Origin of the sequence: Euzebya tangerina (assembly GCF_003074135.1) — a bacterium.
Taxonomy (GTDB): Bacteria; Actinomycetota; Nitriliruptoria; order Euzebyales; family Euzebyaceae; genus Euzebya; species Euzebya tangerina.
The window spans coordinates 3,083,798-3,099,429 of record NZ_PPDK01000001.1 but is presented as its reverse complement, the minus strand read 5'-3'; the positions used below and the strand labels follow the sequence as shown (position 1 = coordinate 3,099,429).

Here is a 15,632-nt window from a genome sequence, read left to right as displayed (position 1 = left end):
GTCGTCCGTTCCGGGGTAGGTGTGGGGCATGTCATCCCACCGGGAATCCTCGACGTCAACCGAGATCATGTGGTTTCGCCGGGACCTGCGGGTCACCGACCATCCTGCCCTCTCCCAGGCGGCCGACGCAGCGACGCTCCTGTGTCTGTTCGTCCTGGACGAACGATTACTGACCTCATCGCGCATGTCCCCGGCCAGGATCATCTACCTCCGCCACGCGCTGGCTGATCTGTCGGCCAGTCTGGAGGACCGGGACAATCGTCTGGTGGTCCTGACCGGTGACCCTGCTGAGGTCGTGCCGCGCGTTGCCGCACAGGTCGGGGCCGAGCGGGTCCACGTCTCGGTCGACCACTCACCCTTCTCGACGCGGCGGGACGAGGCGGTTGGCGATGCTCTGGACGATGTGGAGTTGGTGGGCCATGGCGGCGTGGCGATCGCGCCGCCGGGATCGGTATTGACCGGCTCGGGGTCCGTCTACAAGGTCTTCACGCCGTTCCACCGGTCGTGGAAGGAGGAGAACCACGGCGACGTCATCGATGCTCCTGCCGAGCTGCCCCCGGCGCCGGACGACATCGACGGCGAGGCGATCTCCGACCACGACCTGCTGCAGGCCGACGGTCCCGAGGAGGCGTGGCCGGACGGTGGCGAACAGGCCGCGCGGGCGCGGCTGGACACCTGGCTCGAGGGGGCCGTGGACTCCTACGACGACCGGCGTGACCACCTGGCGGTCGACGGGACCAGCCGCCTCTCCCCCGACCTGCACTTCGGTGTCCTCTCTGCCCGCGAGGTCTGGGGTCGCCTGGACCGGCGCAACCCCGGCCAGAAGGCCTTCGCGACCGAGATCGCCTGGCGGGACTTCTACCTGCACGTGATGGACGAGTGGCCGGAGGCTGCCACGTCGGCGTTCAGGGAGGAGTACCGCGAGCTCCCCTGGCGGGACGACGAGGACGAGTTCGAGGTCTGGGCGGCCGGCCAGACCGGTTATCCGGTGGTGGATGCCGCGATGCGACAGCTGGCCACCACCGGATGGATGCACAACCGGGCGCGGATGATCGTGGCCAGCTTCCTCTGCAAGGACCTGCTGATCGACTGGAGGCGAGGCGAGTCCCACTTCCTGGCCAACCTGGTGGACGGGGACGTGTCCAGCAACAACGGTGGCTGGCAGTGGGCGGCCGGGACGGGCACCGACGCCCAGCCGTTCTTCCGGATCTTCAACCCGGTCACGCAGGGCAAGCGATTCGACCCGGACGGCGAGTACGTGCGCCGCTACGTCCCCGAGCTGGCGGACGTCCCGGCACCGGCCATCCACGAACCCTGGACGCTGTCAGCTGACGAGCAGGAGGAGCACGGGGTCCACATCGGCGAGGACTACCCCGAGCCGATCGTGGATCACAGCGAGGCGCGCGAACGCGCGCTGGCGTGGTTCGACGAGCACAAGTCCTAGGGCTTGAGCGGCGCCTGCCTCGCTCCTGACCGCGCCGCTGCTTGACTGTGATGCGCGACGCCTGGCGCACGGGGTGCCCGCGCGGGGGCCACAGCCTCAGGAGGCGGTGTGGAACTGCGGGAAGGTGACGAGCTCCCTGAGCTTCGGATCACGCGCCTCCCCCTCCTGCGCCGCCAACTGCTGAAGGGTGCCGACCATCCGCTGGGCGTCCTCGCCCACTGCCACCAGGTCGATCCCCTGCGCGTTCTCGCCGTACGGCTCGATGTGCTCGATGCCGCGCTCCAGAAGCGAGGCCGCACCTGTGGCGTTGCCACGCTGGATGTGGCAGTAGCCGACGCAGATCTGGGCCAGCCCCTTGAACAGCTGTCGCTGGTCGTCCGGCGTCATCGGCCCCTTCCACGCCCACTCGAAGAACTCGTGGGCCTCGAAGAAGCGTTCCTCGTCGAACAGGGCGATCGCGCACGCCAGGGTGTCCTCCACCGTGTCCACGACGTCCTCCGGCTCGACCCGATCGGGCAACTGGTCCTCGGCGTCCCGCGGCAGCGGCGCCCCGAACCGGTCCCGCGGCCGCGCGTTCTCGGGCTTGCCGTCGTCATTGCGATCACGCGCAAGTCGGACGACGTCTGATTCGGACTGGTCGGTCATGGTCTGCCTCCGGGCCGTGGATGCCTGGCCAGGTCGGGGACGGGAATGAAGCGACGGCGACCGGCTGTTGGGTGCCGCCACTAGATTCGTACCCGACCAGGTCGACGATCAACAGGACACCGCATGCCCGCCTCCCGCACCAACAGAACCGCCGACTTCGTCGTTGTCGGGGGTGGAGCTGCCGGATTGGCCTCCGCTTGGACCGCGGCCCGGAAGGGCCACTCGGTCCTCCTGATCGAACGGCACCGCCTCGGCGGAGACTGCACCTGGACGGGCTGCGTCCCCTCGAAGGCCCTGATCGACCAGGCCCGCAAGGTCAAGGCCGCCCGGGACATCGGCTTCGACGGCGAGGTGAACTGGGAGCAGATCATCGGGACCGTCCACCGGCGCCGCGAGTTCGTCAGCCAGGACGAGAGCGTCGAGACCCTGAACAGCCAGGGGATCGAGGTCCTGCTGGGCGAGGCGGCATTCACCTCGCCCGGCCATCTCTCCGTCGAGGGCACGACGGTGTCCGCGAAGAAGGCCATCGTTCTCGGGACCGGATCCACGGCGTTGCTGCCGCCGATCGACGGACTGGCCGAGGCGAACCCCCTGACCAATGACACCATCTTCGAGCAGACGTCGCAGCCGCGGAGCCTGGCCATCCTCGGCGGTGGCCCCATCGGTCTCGAACTGGGACAGGCATTCCAACGGCTGGGCACCCAGGTCACGATCTTCGAGGGTGTCGACCGCGTGGCCAGCAAGGAGGAACCCGAGGCCAGCGCCGTCATCCAGGAGGTCCTCGAGCGCGAGGGCGTCGAGTTCGTCCTCGGCTCCTTCGTCACGGGGGTCCATCGTGCCGGCGACACGGTGACGATCACCACCGAGGACGGCCGGACGGTGCAGACCGAGGAGGTCCTGGCGGCGGTCGGCCGTCGGCCGGTCACCAGCGGCCTCGAGCCCGAGAAGGGGGGCGTGCAGATCACCGATCGTGGATTCATCAAGGTCGACGAGAAGCTGCGGACGACGGCCGACGACGTCTACGCCGTCGGGGACATCACCGGCGGGTTGCAGTTCACCCACGTGGGCTATGACCACGGTGCCCTGGCCGTCAACAACGCGCTCGGGCTCATCCAGATGTCGTTCGACCCCAGGGTGATCCCGTGGGCCACCTTCACCGAACCGGAGATCGGCCGGGTCGGTCTCTCGGAGGCGCAGGCCTACGACGAGTACGGCGACGCCGCGCGCGTGGCGTTCATGCCGATCGCCGAGACCGACCGAGCCAAGACCAGCGATGAGACGGACGGCTTCGTCAAGCTGATCGCCGGCCCGCACACACTCGTCCGGGGCCTCGCCGGTGGGAACCTGGTCGGCGCCACCGTGGTGTCCCCAACGGGCGGGGATCTGATCCACGAGCTGGCCCTGGCGGTCAAGCAGAAGACGATCACCGGGCGTCTGGCGCAGATGGTGCACGCCTACCCCTCGTGGTCACTCGCCATCCGCGAGACGGCCGCCCAGTTCTTCTTCGAGTACAAGGGCGCCGAGGCCCGGCCGGCGCGTCCGGAGGGGCTCTAGACCTCTGCGAGGGCGTCCCTGAGCTGACCGGGGGTCATCCCGAGTTCACGCCGGACAACACGGCCCATGTGTGCTTGGTCGCTGAACCCTGCGAGCGAGGCAACCTGCGACAGGGTTTGCTGCGACTCGCCGAGCAAGTGCCGCACGTGCTCGAGTTGCCACTGCCGGAGCAGGGCGGAGGGGGATACCCCGAACAGCTGCCGTGTGGCCCGACCGAGTCGATGCCGGTCGACACCGAGGTCTCGGGCGAGGGCGGCAACGCTGGTTGCTGATCCGCGCGACTGTCGACGTACCTTCCGAGCTGCCATGAAGCGCTCCTCGTCGAGCACCTCCCGGCCGTCGGCGGTGGCTGTTGCAGTCTCCGTCGTCGCCACAGCCCAGGAGAGCGACGCCAGCAGGCTGTTCACCGCACGATCGGACCTGGCCATGCCCAGGGGGGCCGGGTGACCCAACAGGTGCACCAGCGCCTCAACGACTCCGGGTGAGATCGGACCCTGGCACGGCCCGACCAGGCCACCCGGCATCGGGGTGCCGGCGCCAGCGCACACCTCCTCCATCAACGACAGGTCCACGCCGATGGCGATCAGCGTGTGGTCGAACCCCACCCGATAGTCGGTCCGCACGTTCGGACCCGCGATGAACACCTGACCGGGCCGCGGTGTGCCCGTCCACGGCCCGTGACCCAGATCGACGGTTGCCGGCCCCGAGCCTCTGACGAGCAGCTGGATGTTCACGCAGTCGATCGGCGGATCCGGATAGGCACCTGCTCGCTGAGCCATGCGCGTCATCGAGAGTCGGCCGTCGAGAAACGACGTCGTCGACCGGATGTGATGGCGATAGGGACTGCTGCGGAGGTATCGGACGTAGGCCTGTTGCCGCGGTCTGCGGCCGAGGGCGTCGTGCACGGTCCTCACACAGGTCCTTCCGCGAGATGGCATTGAACGTCCGCGCGCGCACACCGGTGCAATCCGGTGGCGTTCGTCGGGTGAAGGCTACGGGCCAGTGGACTGAGGTCAAGACGGATCACAGCCGATCTACCGCCGCAGCAGAGTGGAGTACGAGCGATGGACATCACCGCAGCACAGGGGGTGAGCACGGCCAACGCCGCGTTCGCGGAGGCGTACGGGAGTGGCGACATCCCGGCGTTGATGGAGGTGTTCTACGCACCTGGAGCGCGGGTCGACGGCGGCGCCATGCTCCCGTCGACGACGGACGCCGACACGATCATCGGGTTCTTCCAGGCCATGCGCGATCAGGGGTTCCACACCGCTGAACTGGCCACGGCAACGCTTGCGGACGAGGGGGACATGGCCGTGGAGACCGGCCTGGCCACACTGGCGGGTGAGGGCGGACAACGCGCCGCGATCCGCTACCTGGTCGTGTGGTCCACCTCATCGGGTGCCTGGCGTGTCCACACCGACTTCTTCGCACCGGCGGAGGGTTGAGCCCATGCAGGGCTTCACCGAACACCGGATCGACGTCCCTGGCGGCAGCGTGTACTGCGAGACCTACGGCGCACAGGATGGTGGGACGGCGCTGGTCGGCCTCCACGGCGGACCTGGGGCCGGGGCAGCCTACCTGCGGCCACTCGGCACGCTCAGCGATCTGGTGCCGGTCGTGCTGTACGACCAGTTGGGATGTGGCCGATCCGACATCCCTGACGACGACAGCCTGTGGCAGGTCGACCGCTTCGTCCGGGAGTTGGACGCCGTTGCCGACGCCCTGCCCTACGACGACATGATCCTGCTGGGCCACAGCTGGGGCGGTTGGTTGGCTCTGGAGTACGTACTGCACCGCCCCGACCGGGTGGCCGGGATGATCCTCGCCAGCACCTCCGCCAGCATCGCCTCCTTCATCGAGGGGACCAAGCCTCTGATCCAGGCGCTGCCACCGGAGCATCGGGAGGCCATCCACACGCACGACGCGACCGGCTCGTACGACCACCCCGACTACCTGGCGGCGATGGAGGTGTTCTATCAACGTCACCTGTGTCGGGCTGACCCCTGGCCGGACGACTTCCTGGAGAGCGTGGGCAACCTCGAGACCAGCCCGGTCTACCCCGCCATGAACGGCCCCAACGAGTTCACGGTCGTCGGTTCCCTCCGCACCTGGGACCGGACGGCTGACCTCGCTCGGATCGACGCGCCGACGCTGGTGTTCTGTGGTCAACACGACGAGATCGTCCCCGCCTGCACCCACGAACTGGCCGCGGGGATCGCAGGCGCTGAAGCGGTGGTGATCCCCGACACCAGCCACACCGCCCTCAACGAGGCACCCGACCTGGTCCTGCCCATGCTCCGCACCTTCGTCGCTGACGTCGTTGCGCCCTAGGACGGCCTCGATGCCGTCGCGCAAGGTCACCAACGGCCCCTTGCTGATCGAACGTATGTTCGTGTACCGTCCAGCGGGTGTTCCAACCGTCCCTTGACGAACTCGGGCAGCCGCTGTCCGAGACGACGTTCGTGGTCGTCGATCTCGAGACCACCGGTGGGTCCCCCGAGCACGACAGGATCACCGAGGTCGGCGCCGTCAAGATCCGGGGCGGCGAGTTGATCGGCGAGCTGGCCACGCTCGTGGACCCGGGACGATCGGTGCCGGCCGAGATCACCGTCCTCACGGGGATCTCCGACCAACTGGTCGAAGGCCGTCCAGGCATCGAGACGGTGCTGCCGTCATTCCTCGAGTTCGCCAGAGGTGCGGCACTGGTGGCGCACAACGCACGGTTCGACGTCGGCTTCCTCAACGCCGCCCTCCAGCGTCTGGACTACCCCCGCCTCGATCATCCGGTGGTCTGCACAGCACAGCTCGCCCGCAGGGTGGTGGGTGATGAGACGCGGAACCGACGTCTTGGAACGCTCGCGCACCTCTTCCGGTCCTCGACCGTCCCGAACCACCGCGCGCTGGCCGACGCCCGAGCGACGGTCGATGTGTTCCACGCGATGCTCGAGCGCGCGGGAACCTTCGGCGTGGTCACGCTGGAGGACCTGGTCGAGTTCTCCAAGGTCCGAAACATGCCGGTCTTCTCCTCACGACGGAAGATGGCCGACGACCTCCCTCGCCGCCCCGGCACCTATCAGTTCATCTCCGCGGCGGGAGAGGTGCTGTACGTCGGGAAGGCGACCGACCTCCGCGCCCGCGTGCGTCAGTACTTCGGTACGGACACCCGGCCGCGTATGGCGCAGTTGGTCAAGGAGTCCAAGCGGATCGAGCACATCGTCACACCCACTGCCATCGAGGCCGAGATCCGCGAGGCCCGTCTGATTCGAGAACACCTCCCACGCTTCAACCGGCGCGGCAAGACCGTTCGCAAGCCCGTGTGGCTGACGCTGACGGGCGGTGCCTATCCCCGACTGTCAATCGCCAGGACGCCTCCGCGGCACGGCCGACCGGCCATGGGCCCACTCCCCTCACGTCGGGTGGCCGAGGAGATCGCCGACGCGATCCACGACGCGGTTCCCATACGGCGGTGCAGCACCGCGATGAAGGCCGACACCCGGTTCGACGCGTGTGCCCTGGCGGAGATGGGGCGCTGTGTGGCGCCCTGCGTCGGGCAGGTCGACCCGACGGGCTACGGACCGGCCGCCGACGCGGCCGCTGCGGTGTTGGCCGGCGACCCGGCGGCGTGTGTTGCGGTACTGACCCGTCGGATGGAACAGCAGAGTGCCCGCGGGCGATTCGAGGAGGCGGCGCGGACGCGGACGCGACTGAAGGTGCTGCTGGACTGGACGACCAGGGTCCGACGCGATCTGGCCCTCATCAGGGTCGGTGTGCTGGCGGCGTCCCGACCCGCCGGATCCGGTGCCGACGACACGCGCCGCGAGGTACTGGTCCAGCGGCATGGATGGGTCGTCGGGACGTCGGTGGTGGCGGCCCAGCAGGTGTCCGGTGAGATCGACGCACTGACCCGCAGAGTCGACCTGGCTCCGTCGGAGGCGCGGGTGTTGCCACCGGAGGAGCTGGCGGCCCTGCAGCGCTGGCTGGCCGCCCCCGGTGTGCTGCTCGAGCGGTCGGAGGCCGGGTTCGCGTGGCCCATCACCGGCGCCCATGTGGTGGCGAGCTCCACGCACGCCATCACCGTCGCCGAGAGAGATCGGTCGCGCCGGCGGCGACTGGAGCGGAAGCAGCTATCCCGTCAGTAGCTGGCTCAGGCGTCCGGGGGCCCTGAGAAGGCCTCATCACCCGACACCGTTGCCAGGACCTCGCGCTCCTCGGGGAACAGGCACGCAGACGGGTGGCCATGGTTCTCGCGGTCGGCCAGCTCCGGGTCGGTCTCGGAGCACTCGTCCTGAACCCTCCAGCAGCGCGTCCGGAACCGACAGCCCGACGGCGGGTCCGACGGGGACGGCAGGTCACCCTCGAGCAGGATGCGGTCGGGCCGGTGGCGCGCCTTCTCGGGGTCCGCAATCGGCGTCGCCGACAGCAGTGCCTGGGTGTAGGGGTGCGTGGACTGTTCGTAGATCTCCTTCTCGGTTCCGATCTCGACAACTCGGCCGAGGTACATCACCGCCACGCGGTCGGAGATGTGCCGCACGACGGAGAGGTCGTGGGCGATGAAGATGTAGGAGAGGTTGAACTCGTCCTGGATCTCCTCGAGCAGGTTGATCACCTGGGCCTGGACGGAGACGTCGAGTGCTGACACCGGCTCGTCGGCCACGATGATCTTCGGCTCGAGCGCCAGCGCGCGGGCCACACCGATCCGCTGCCGCTGGCCACCGGAGAACTGGTGGGGGTAGCGGTTGATGTGGTTGGGGTTCAGCCCGACACGTTCGAGCAGTTCGGTGGCCCGTCGCTCGCGATCCTTCTTCGGAACCACGTCGCTGTGGACCTTCCAGCCCTCCGTGATGATGTCACGAACCGTCATGCGGGGGTTCAGGGAGGCGTACGGGTCCTGGAAGATCATCTGGATCTCCCGGCGCATCCGGCGCATCTCCGAGTTGGACAGCGCGAAGAGGTCCTCGCCGTTGAAGATGGCCTGCCCGGAGGTGGGCTCGTGCAGTCGCAGCAGTGTCCGCGCGACGGTCGACTTGCCCGAGCCGGACTCCCCGACCAGGCCCAACGTCTCGCCCTGGCGTAGGTCGAAGCTGACCCCGTCCACGGCCTGGACGTGGCCGATGGTCTTCTTGAAGACGATGCCCTGCTTGATGGGGAAGTGCTTGACCAGGTCCTTGACCTGCAGCAGTGGTGTCTCAGACACGGACCTCAGCCTCCATGGCCTCATCGACGTACAGGCACTCGGCGTATCGACCCTCGCCTGGCACATCGACCACCGGTGGTCTCTCCTCGAAGCAGTTGGTGTGCCGGAATCGGCAGCGGGGGTGGAACGAGCAGCCGCTCGGCAGGTTGGCCAGGTCGGGTGGTGCACCCACGATCGGGGTCAGTTGGACCCCCTTCAGGTCGGCCCGAGGAATCGACTCCATCAGACCGATGGTGTAGGGGTGTGCGGGCTGGCCGAACACCTCGAGGGCTGAGCCGTGCTCGACGATCCGACCGGCGTACATGACGTTCACGCGATCCGCGACCTCTGCCACCACCCCGAGGTCGTGGGTGATGAGGACCATGGCCATGCCGTAGTCCTGCTGCAGATCGGCCAGGAGCTCCATGATCTGTGCCTGGACAGTCACGTCCAGGGCGGTGGTGGGCTCATCGGCGATCACGATCTCGGGGTTGAGCGCGATCGCCATCGCGATCATGGCCCGCTGGCGCATACCACCGGAGAACTCGTGGGGGTAGTTGTCCACGCGTTGCTCCGGCGAGGGGATCCCCACCCGCTGCAGCAGGTCGATCGACCGGGTGCGGGCCTCGTCCTTGGCCATGCCCTCGTGGACCCGGTACATCTCGCTGAGCTGCCACCCGATGCTGAACACCGGGTTGAGCGAACTGAGTGCGTCCTGGAAGATCATCGAGATCTTCGCGCCCCGGATCTCCTGACGAGCCTTGTCGCTCATCTGCAGCAGGTCCTCACCTCGGTAGCGCAGCTCACCGGCGGTGACGAACCCCGGTGGTGAGTCGATGATGCCCATGATGGCCTGGGCACTGACGGACTTCCCCGAGCCGGACTCGCCCAGGATCGCCACCGTCTCGCCCTTGCGGACGTCGTAGGTCACGCCGTTGACGGCATTCACCACACCGCTGTCGGTGCGGAACTCCACGCGGAGGCCATCGACCTCGAGGAGCGTGTCCGGGTGGGCCCCCAGGTTGCGGGCCGGATCGGCGGAGGTTGCAGTGTCGGTCATCGAGAGCAGCCCTTCGATCAGCGGAGCTTGGGGTCGAGCGCGTCCCGAAGCGCGTCGCCCATCAAGATGACACTGAAGACGAGCACGGAGAGGAACACCGCAGGGAACAACATGAGGAACGGGTCGCCAGCCAGTCGCCCACGGGCGACCGACAACTGGAGCCCCCATGAGATGGCCGGGGTCTGCAATCCGACGCCGAGGAACGACAGCGCGGCCTCACCGACGATGGCCACACCGACGAGGATCGCAGCGAAGACGAGGATCGGTGCCAACGAGTTCGGCACGATGTGCCTGGTCATGATCCGCAGGTCTGACGCCCCCAGGGCCCGGGCCGCCTCCACGTAGTCGGCATCCCGGTTCGAGATCACCGATGATCGTGCCAGCCGGAGCATCGTCGACCAGGAGAAGAACACCAGGACGAAAACGACGAGCCCGATCCCGCGTTGATCCGTCACGCCATCGATGAACTCGAAGACCCGTGCCAGGACGCGCAGGATGGGCGAGGCCTCGGGGTCGTCGGAGGTGACGCCGCGGAACGCGGTGATGAACACCAACGCTCCCAAGATGAGGGGCAGCGCCAGGATGATGTCGGTGAAGCGGCTGATGATGGTGTCGACCTTGCCGCCGTAGTAGCCCGCGAGCGTCCCGAACGTGAGGGCGATGATGAACGCGGTCAGCGCAACCGACGGTCCGATCACCATCGAGGGGATCGCTCCGAAGATCACGCGTTCGTAGTACGGGCAACCGCCCGTGTCGAGTCCGAAGAGGGCGCCGGCCGGGGCTTCCGTCGTGCCGTCGAGCCAGCCGGGCGGTTGTGCCCCGAGACCGACGTCGCAGCCGAGGCGATTGACGCCCTCCGGCGCGAACACCGTGGGGAAGAGCGCCATGAACAGGAAGACCAGCAGCACAAGAGCCGACACGATGAACCGGGGGTTGCGCAGCAACTGCCGCCCGGCGTCACGCCACAGCGACGCCTCACGCCCGGTGTCGGCGCCACCCGTGGAGCGCTCGTCCTCCAGGGGGACGCGGGGGAACTCCGGGTCCGCTACCCCTTTGCCGGCTGTCGAGACATCGCTACTCATAACGGATCCGAGGGTCGAGAACGGCGTAGAGGAAGTCAACCAACAGGTTGGCGACCATGTAGACGACGATGAGGAACGTCACGATGCCGACCACGAGGGCACCGTCCTGTCGCGTCACGGCATCGAAGACCTCGCGGCCGACGCCAGGGATGTTGAAGATGGTCTCGGTGATGATCGCGCCACCCATCAGGGCGCCGAGGTCCACTGCGAGGAAGGTCACGACCGGGATGAGCGAGTTCCGCAGCGTGTGGATGCCGACGACCCGTCGGGCGGGAAGGCCCTTCGCCTTCGCCGTGCGCACGTAATCAGCCCGGTTGTTCTCAACCACCGCGGTCCGCGTCAGCCGGGCGATGTAGGCCAGCGAGGTCGCCGCCAGGATGAACGAGGGCATGATGTAGCTGCGGAAGCCCTCCTGGATCCCGGCGACCGGTAGGAGTCCGAGTTCGACCCCGAAGGCGTACTGCGCGACCAACCCCAGCACGAAGATCGGGACCGAGATCACCACGACCGTGCTGACCTGGACCAACGTGTCGAGGAAGCTGTCCTTTCGTAGCGCCGCCAGCACGCCGGCGAAGATGCCGATGATCGCCTCGATGATGAAGGCATAGATCGCCAGTCGGGCCGAGATGGGGATCTTGTCGGCCATCACCTCCGCCACCGGCCGGGGACTGCGCGCCAGGGTGACACCGAAGTCGCCGGTCAACAGGCCCGAGAACTCGCCGGAGTCGTCATCGGGCAGGACACCCATGTACTTCCCGTACTGCACGAGGAGCGGGTCGTCCAGGTTGTACTCATCCCGCAGCTGCTCGACGGCGCTGGCGGCGATGGGCCGATCGCCGGAGAGGGCTCGGATGGGGTCTCCCGCCAGGCTGAACACCCCGGCGAAGATCAAGAACGTGGTTCCGAACAGGACCGGAACGAACTGGAGCACGCGGCGGATCATGTATCTGCCCATGTCTCCTCCTCTGTCGGCGAGCGTGCGGTGGAAGCAGCCTACATAGCCTGCGGCGCTGACGGACAACTCCGGCGCCCTTTAACGCGACTGAAACTGTCTGAACATACGACAAAACGATTGGATGGCCAAACGGCGACGCCCCGGCTGCCGGGTCCGAAGACCGACCGCCGGGGCGTCGCGTGTGCTCGCTATCGAGCGTCAGATGAGCCTCAGCTCGTCGTGATCGCCTCGTAGTCGATGACGCCGAAGGCGTCGATGTTGACGCCCTCGATGCCGTCGTTCCAGGCGAAGGTGTTCTGGCTGAAGAACACCGGTGCCAACGGCGCGTTGTTGCAGACGATGGCCATCGCCTCCTGCCAGATCGGCAGGGACTCTTCCAGCGTCGTGGTCGCCAGCGCCTCGTCGATCGTGGCGTCCAGCTCGTCGTTGCGCCAGAAGGTGGCGTTGTTGCCGCCCTCGTCAGCGGTCTGCTGCAGAGCCAGGACCATGTAGTACTGCGGGTGCAGGTAGCTGGCACCCCAACCAAGACGGAACGGACCGGTCAGCTCCTGGTTGTCGGCCAACTCCAGGTACTCCGCGAACGGAAGCTGCTGGAAGTTGACGGACGACGGCGGGGATGCCCAGGTTCTGCTCCCACTGGGTGATGACGGCGTCCAGCCACAGGTCGTGACCGCCGCCTTCGTTGAACCACACGTCCAGCGAGTCGCCGAGGGCCTCGACGCCACCGAACTCCTCGAAGCGAGCCGCAGCCTCTTCGGGGTTGAAGCTCCAGTTGGTGCACCCGTCGATCTGCTCGACGTATCCCGGGATCACCGGGCTGAAGAAGTTCGAGGCCGGAGCACGAAGACCGTTGAAGATCCCCTGGGTGATGGCCTCGCGGTCGATGGCCATCGACAGCGCGGCGCGCAGGTTCGGGTCATCGAACGGCGGGGCGTAGTCGGGGAACCCGATGTAGTTGATGCCGGAGTCCGGGCTCAACGCGCTGTTCGGGACCTGGGCGATGGTGTCTTCCCACTGCTCCGGCGGAACACCGTTGACGATGTCGAGGTTGCCTGCGACCAGGTCGGTCACGGCGGTCTCGATGGCCGCGTAGATGCGGAACTCGTGGCCGCCGTACTGCGCCGCGTCGTCACCTTGGTAGTCGGGGAACGCGGTCGTGAAGATCGCGACGTCATCCTCCCACTCGCCGTCCATCATGAACGGACCGTTGCCGACCGGGGCGCGGTCGTAGGCGGCGGGGTCGTCGAAGAAGACCTCGGGCTGCGGCAGGAAGGCGGAGGCCTTCATCTGGGTGGTCAGGAACGGCACGGGCTCGGACATGGTGATCGTGAACTGGGTGTCAGAGTCGACGACCAGACCGGACATGGTCTCGGCGGCGGGCGGCGAGCCCTCACAGTCGGCGACGTCGTTGCCCTCTTCGTCTTCGGTGGTGCCACACTGCACGTCGTCGAAGCCGGCGATCTGTGTGTACTGGGCCGACGTGGACTGGGCGTTCGGGCCGAACGCGCCGTAGTTCCAGGTGTCGACGTAGGACTGGGCGGTCACCGGGGTGCCGTCGTGGAAGGTCCAGCCCTCCTTCAGCGTGACGACGAACGTCACGTTGTCCTCGGTGTCGATGGACTCGGCGTGCTGCAGGACGAGCTCGTTGGTCTCGGAGTCGACGTCCACCAGACCGGTGAAGAGTGCGTCGATGACCTGCTGACCCTCGGACTCGGTGTTGTTGATCGGCGTCAGGGACTCGGGCTGGGCGATGTTGGAGGAGATCACGTCACCGGAGGCTTCGGAGTCGCCACCCTCGTCGTCTGTGGGCTCTTCGTCGGCGGGCTCTTCGTCGGCCGGCTCCTCGTCGGCGGGCTCTTCGTCGGCGGGCTCTTCCTCGTCGGCGCCCGCGTCTTCCTCGGTGGGGCCGTCTTCCTCGACGGCGGTGTCACCCTCGTCGTCCCCGCCACTACAGCCGGCAAGCACCAGCACACTGAACATGAGCAGAGCCAAGAGGCGCTGCAGTTGCTTGATCGTCATATGGTCTGTTCCTTCTCTGGTCGAGTTGGTCCTACGATCACGGTAGGAGCCCAGGATTGACAATAGCCGAAAACGACCGTGGTGGCCGGTTCCCAATGTTGCTGGGCGGCGCCGCAGCCGTTTCCTCGGACGCTATCGGCCGTGAGAGTACCGAGACTAGTACCGGATATCCAAGCCGCTGTTGACCGTGGCGTATGGTGCAGGCGTGATCACCACCATCGTTCTCCTCAGCGTCGACGTGGCGCAGATCCCCGAGACGGCGACAGCTCTGGCCAACGTCGACCGCGTCTCGGAGGTCTACTCGGTGACCGGGGACTGGGAGTTGGTGGCGATGGTGCGCGTGAAGACCCATGAGGAGATCGCCGAGGTGGTCACCGAGGACATCGCCAAGTTGGAGGGCGTGACGGGGACGCACACGATGATCGCCTTCCGGACCTACGCGTCGGAGGACCTGGAGCGGCTCTGGGGTGTCGGCTTCGAGGGTTCGGAGGGCCTCTAGCCTGTTTGGAGTCGACACGATCGGGGCCTAACCCACGCCATTCCCGCTTTCTGCACGATCGTGGCTGGGATCGTCGAGCGCAGTGGTCACGATCGGGGCCTAACCCACGCCATTCGAACTTCTTGCACGATCGTGTCCAAGAACCGCCCGCTTGCCCGCTAGGCGGCCAAGTCGGCCCGTAGCTGCGCGACCAGTCGGAGGATCTCCGCAACAACCCGCTCGGGGTTCTCGTCCAGCTCGTAGCAGGTGATCCTGATCGTGGTCCATCCGAGGGCTCTCAGCCGTCGATCCCGCTGGCGGTCGGCCTCCTGTTGTGCGGGCGAGAAGTGGTGCGGACCGTCGACTTCGATGATGAGCTTGATTTCCGGAACAGCAAGGTCAGCCTTGGCGACAACCCTCCCGTCGAGGTCCCTGACCGCACGCTGGGCGACAACGCTCGTGAGGCCCCTGCGACGAAGGCGTCGGTGCAGGAGGCGCTCTCGTTTGCTGTGTGACTCCACTCCATCGAAGTCGCGCAGGACCCGCCGGAGTCTGGCCGAACCGGGGAACTTCCCGCGTTGTGCGACCACCTGAGCGAGTTCGACCAGGGTGGTCAAGCGCAAGCCGAGTGCCCTGCTGATTGCAAAGGCCACCGCGCCGTCAGACGCGTCCCGACCATAGTCACAGATCGCGTAGGCCACCGGAACAGAACGAAGCCCTGACCGCGTCGTGACGACGTCCGGCAGGTTCACCGCTCGGCGGACGTTGAAGGTTTGGCGCTTGCGGCTTCCCTTACCTTCCGGAACCACCACCTGCACGACACGACCGGGCTGGTCGAGAACGCCGAGCAGGTGGAGTGCGGAGTGAGACGTCAGACGCGAGTCCTCCCCAGCCACCGTTTGGGCAAGCGCAGCGTTGAACCAGAAATCCCGGCGAGAGCCGGGCAGCGCGTAGTGGCCGGCCGCAACTCGCTCATAGCCCGGAGAGCGCGCGAGCTGCCCCTCCGAGATGCCGGCCTCTGCAAGGTCCGCTTTCGTCGCGATGCCGTGAAGATGATGCATCGGACAAGAGTGACTGATTGCCGACGAACACCCGGCTCGATATCCACAGCTAGCCGGAATCGCCCCGGGCTCGGCATTTGCCGCGATCGTGCAAGAACCTTCGTATACGCGGGTTAGCCCCCGATCGTGGCCAGTTGCCCACCCGTCGCCGCACCACGATC

General features: G+C 67.1%; 15 protein-coding genes. 6 read left to right on the top strand and 9 right to left on the bottom strand.

Features of this window, described 5'->3' with window-relative positions; translation table 11 throughout:
• The first annotated feature begins 28 nt into the window (after nt 1-28).
• Nucleotides 29-1,444, top strand: a complete 1,416-nt coding sequence (locus C1746_RS14370) for a cryptochrome/photolyase family protein (RefSeq protein ID WP_116715228.1) — start codon at nt 29-31, stop codon at nt 1,442-1,444.
• A gap of 96 nt (nt 1,445-1,540) precedes the next feature.
• On the opposite strand, the gene C1746_RS14365 is transcribed toward C1746_RS14370, so the two are convergent.
• The gene (locus C1746_RS14365; RefSeq protein ID WP_116715227.1) at nt 1,541-2,089 is read right to left on the bottom strand and encodes a DUF309 domain-containing protein; all 549 of its coding nucleotides are present in this window, start codon (nt 2,087-2,089) and stop codon (nt 1,541-1,543) included.
• A 123-nt stretch (nt 2,090-2,212) separates the two neighbouring features.
• On the opposite strand from C1746_RS14365, the gene C1746_RS14360 reads away from it, so the two are divergent.
• A complete protein-coding gene (locus tag C1746_RS14360) occupies nt 2,213-3,643 on the top strand; it encodes a dihydrolipoyl dehydrogenase family protein (RefSeq protein WP_116715226.1) in 1,431 nt (476 codons plus the stop codon).
• Here C1746_RS14360 and C1746_RS14355 read toward each other — a convergent pair.
• A complete protein-coding gene (locus tag C1746_RS14355; protein ID WP_162867764.1) occupies nt 3,640-4,557 on the bottom strand; it encodes a helix-turn-helix domain-containing protein in 918 nt (305 codons plus the stop codon). The two genes, C1746_RS14360 and C1746_RS14355, sit on opposite strands and share 4 nt — an antisense overlap.
• Before the next feature lie 150 nt (nt 4,558-4,707).
• Between C1746_RS14355 and C1746_RS14350 the strand changes: the two genes are divergently transcribed.
• From C1746_RS14350 to C1746_RS14340, 3 genes are all read left to right on the top strand, one after another.
• A complete protein-coding gene (locus C1746_RS14350; protein ID WP_116715224.1) occupies nt 4,708-5,088 on the top strand; it encodes a DUF4440 domain-containing protein in 381 nt (126 codons plus the stop codon).
• 4 nt (nt 5,089-5,092) lie between these two features.
• Nucleotides 5,093-5,974 (top strand): proline iminopeptidase-family hydrolase, encoded by an 882-nt coding sequence (locus tag C1746_RS14345; RefSeq protein WP_116715223.1) that lies wholly within the window; start codon nt 5,093-5,095, stop codon nt 5,972-5,974.
• A 77-nt stretch (nt 5,975-6,051) separates the two neighbouring features.
• Nucleotides 6,052-7,782, top strand: coding sequence for a DEDD exonuclease domain-containing protein (locus C1746_RS14340; RefSeq protein ID WP_116715222.1), 1,731 nt, complete (start codon nt 6,052-6,054; stop codon nt 7,780-7,782).
• A 5-nt stretch (nt 7,783-7,787) separates the two neighbouring features.
• Here the strand turns inward: C1746_RS14340 and C1746_RS14335 are convergent, their stop codons facing one another.
• The 6 genes from C1746_RS14335 to C1746_RS14310 all read right to left on the bottom strand — a co-directional run bounded on the left by C1746_RS14335 (nt 7,788) and on the right by C1746_RS14310 (nt 13,932).
• On the bottom strand, nt 7,788-8,861 hold the full coding sequence (locus C1746_RS14335) for an ABC transporter ATP-binding protein (RefSeq protein WP_162867763.1): 1,074 nt from the start codon (nt 8,859-8,861) through the stop codon (nt 7,788-7,790).
• A complete protein-coding gene (locus tag C1746_RS14330; protein WP_116715220.1) occupies nt 8,830-9,876 on the bottom strand; it encodes an ABC transporter ATP-binding protein in 1,047 nt (348 codons plus the stop codon). The genes C1746_RS14335 and C1746_RS14330 overlap by 32 nt, the downstream gene beginning before the upstream one ends.
• 17 nt (nt 9,877-9,893) lie before the next feature.
• Entirely contained in the window at nt 9,894-10,958 is a 1,065-nt protein-coding gene (locus C1746_RS14325; RefSeq protein WP_116715219.1) for an ABC transporter permease, read from the bottom strand.
• The gene (locus C1746_RS14320) at nt 10,951-11,913 is read right to left on the bottom strand and encodes an ABC transporter permease (protein WP_116715218.1); all 963 of its coding nucleotides are present in this window, start codon (nt 11,911-11,913) and stop codon (nt 10,951-10,953) included. Before C1746_RS14320 ends, C1746_RS14325 begins: the two co-directional genes overlap by 8 nt.
• A 209-nt stretch (nt 11,914-12,122) precedes the next feature.
• Nucleotides 12,123-12,401, bottom strand: coding sequence for a hypothetical protein (locus C1746_RS14315; protein WP_116715217.1), 279 nt, complete (start codon nt 12,399-12,401; stop codon nt 12,123-12,125).
• On the bottom strand, nt 12,373-13,932 hold the full coding sequence (locus tag C1746_RS14310; protein ID WP_116715216.1) for a peptide ABC transporter substrate-binding protein: 1,560 nt from the start codon (nt 13,930-13,932) through the stop codon (nt 12,373-12,375). The genes C1746_RS14315 and C1746_RS14310 overlap by 29 nt, the downstream gene beginning before the upstream one ends.
• A gap of 205 nt (nt 13,933-14,137) precedes the next feature.
• On the opposite strand from C1746_RS14310, the gene C1746_RS14305 reads away from it, so the two are divergent.
• Nucleotides 14,138-14,431: an Lrp/AsnC family transcriptional regulator gene (locus C1746_RS14305; RefSeq protein WP_116715215.1), complete on the top strand. Its 294-nt coding sequence runs from the start codon at nt 14,138-14,140 to the stop codon at nt 14,429-14,431.
• Between the two features lie 158 nt (nt 14,432-14,589).
• On the opposite strand, the gene C1746_RS14300 is transcribed toward C1746_RS14305, so the two are convergent.
• Complete coding sequence (locus C1746_RS14300) at nt 14,590-15,471, bottom strand: DUF559 domain-containing protein (RefSeq protein WP_116715214.1); 882 nt, start codon at nt 15,469-15,471, stop codon at nt 14,590-14,592.
• Nucleotides 15,472-15,632 lie beyond the last annotated feature (161 nt).

Excerpts from the sequence above, each read along its gene's own strand:
- C1746_RS14370 (WP_116715228.1), top strand. The coding sequence starts at position 29 with ATGTCATCCCACCGGGAATCCTCGACGTCAACCGAGATCATGTGGTTT.
- C1746_RS14365 (WP_116715227.1), bottom strand. The coding sequence starts at position 2,089 with ATGACCGACCAGTCCGAATCAGACGTCGTCCGACTTGCGCGTGATCGC.
- C1746_RS14360 (WP_116715226.1), top strand. The coding sequence starts at position 2,213 with ATGCCCGCCTCCCGCACCAACAGAACCGCCGACTTCGTCGTTGTCGGG.
- C1746_RS14350 (WP_116715224.1), top strand. The coding sequence starts at position 4,708 with ATGGACATCACCGCAGCACAGGGGGTGAGCACGGCCAACGCCGCGTTC.
- C1746_RS14345 (WP_116715223.1), top strand. The coding sequence starts at position 5,093 with ATGCAGGGCTTCACCGAACACCGGATCGACGTCCCTGGCGGCAGCGTG.
- C1746_RS14335 (WP_162867763.1), bottom strand. The coding sequence starts at position 8,861 with ATGAGGCCATGGAGGCTGAGGTCCGTGTCTGAGACACCACTGCTGCAG.
- C1746_RS14330 (WP_116715220.1), bottom strand. The coding sequence starts at position 9,876 with ATGACCGACACTGCAACCTCCGCCGATCCGGCCCGCAACCTGGGGGCC.
- C1746_RS14325 (WP_116715219.1), bottom strand. The coding sequence starts at position 10,958 with ATGAGTAGCGATGTCTCGACAGCCGGCAAAGGGGTAGCGGACCCGGAG.
- C1746_RS14320 (WP_116715218.1), bottom strand. The coding sequence starts at position 11,913 with ATGGGCAGATACATGATCCGCCGCGTGCTCCAGTTCGTTCCGGTCCTG.
- C1746_RS14315 (WP_116715217.1), bottom strand. The coding sequence starts at position 12,401 with ATGGTCCTGGCTCTGCAGCAGACCGCTGACGAGGGCGGCAACAACGCC.
- C1746_RS14310 (WP_116715216.1), bottom strand. The coding sequence starts at position 13,932 with ATGACGATCAAGCAACTGCAGCGCCTCTTGGCTCTGCTCATGTTCAGT.
- C1746_RS14300 (WP_116715214.1), bottom strand. The coding sequence starts at position 15,471 with ATGCATCATCTTCACGGCATCGCGACGAAAGCGGACCTTGCAGAGGCC.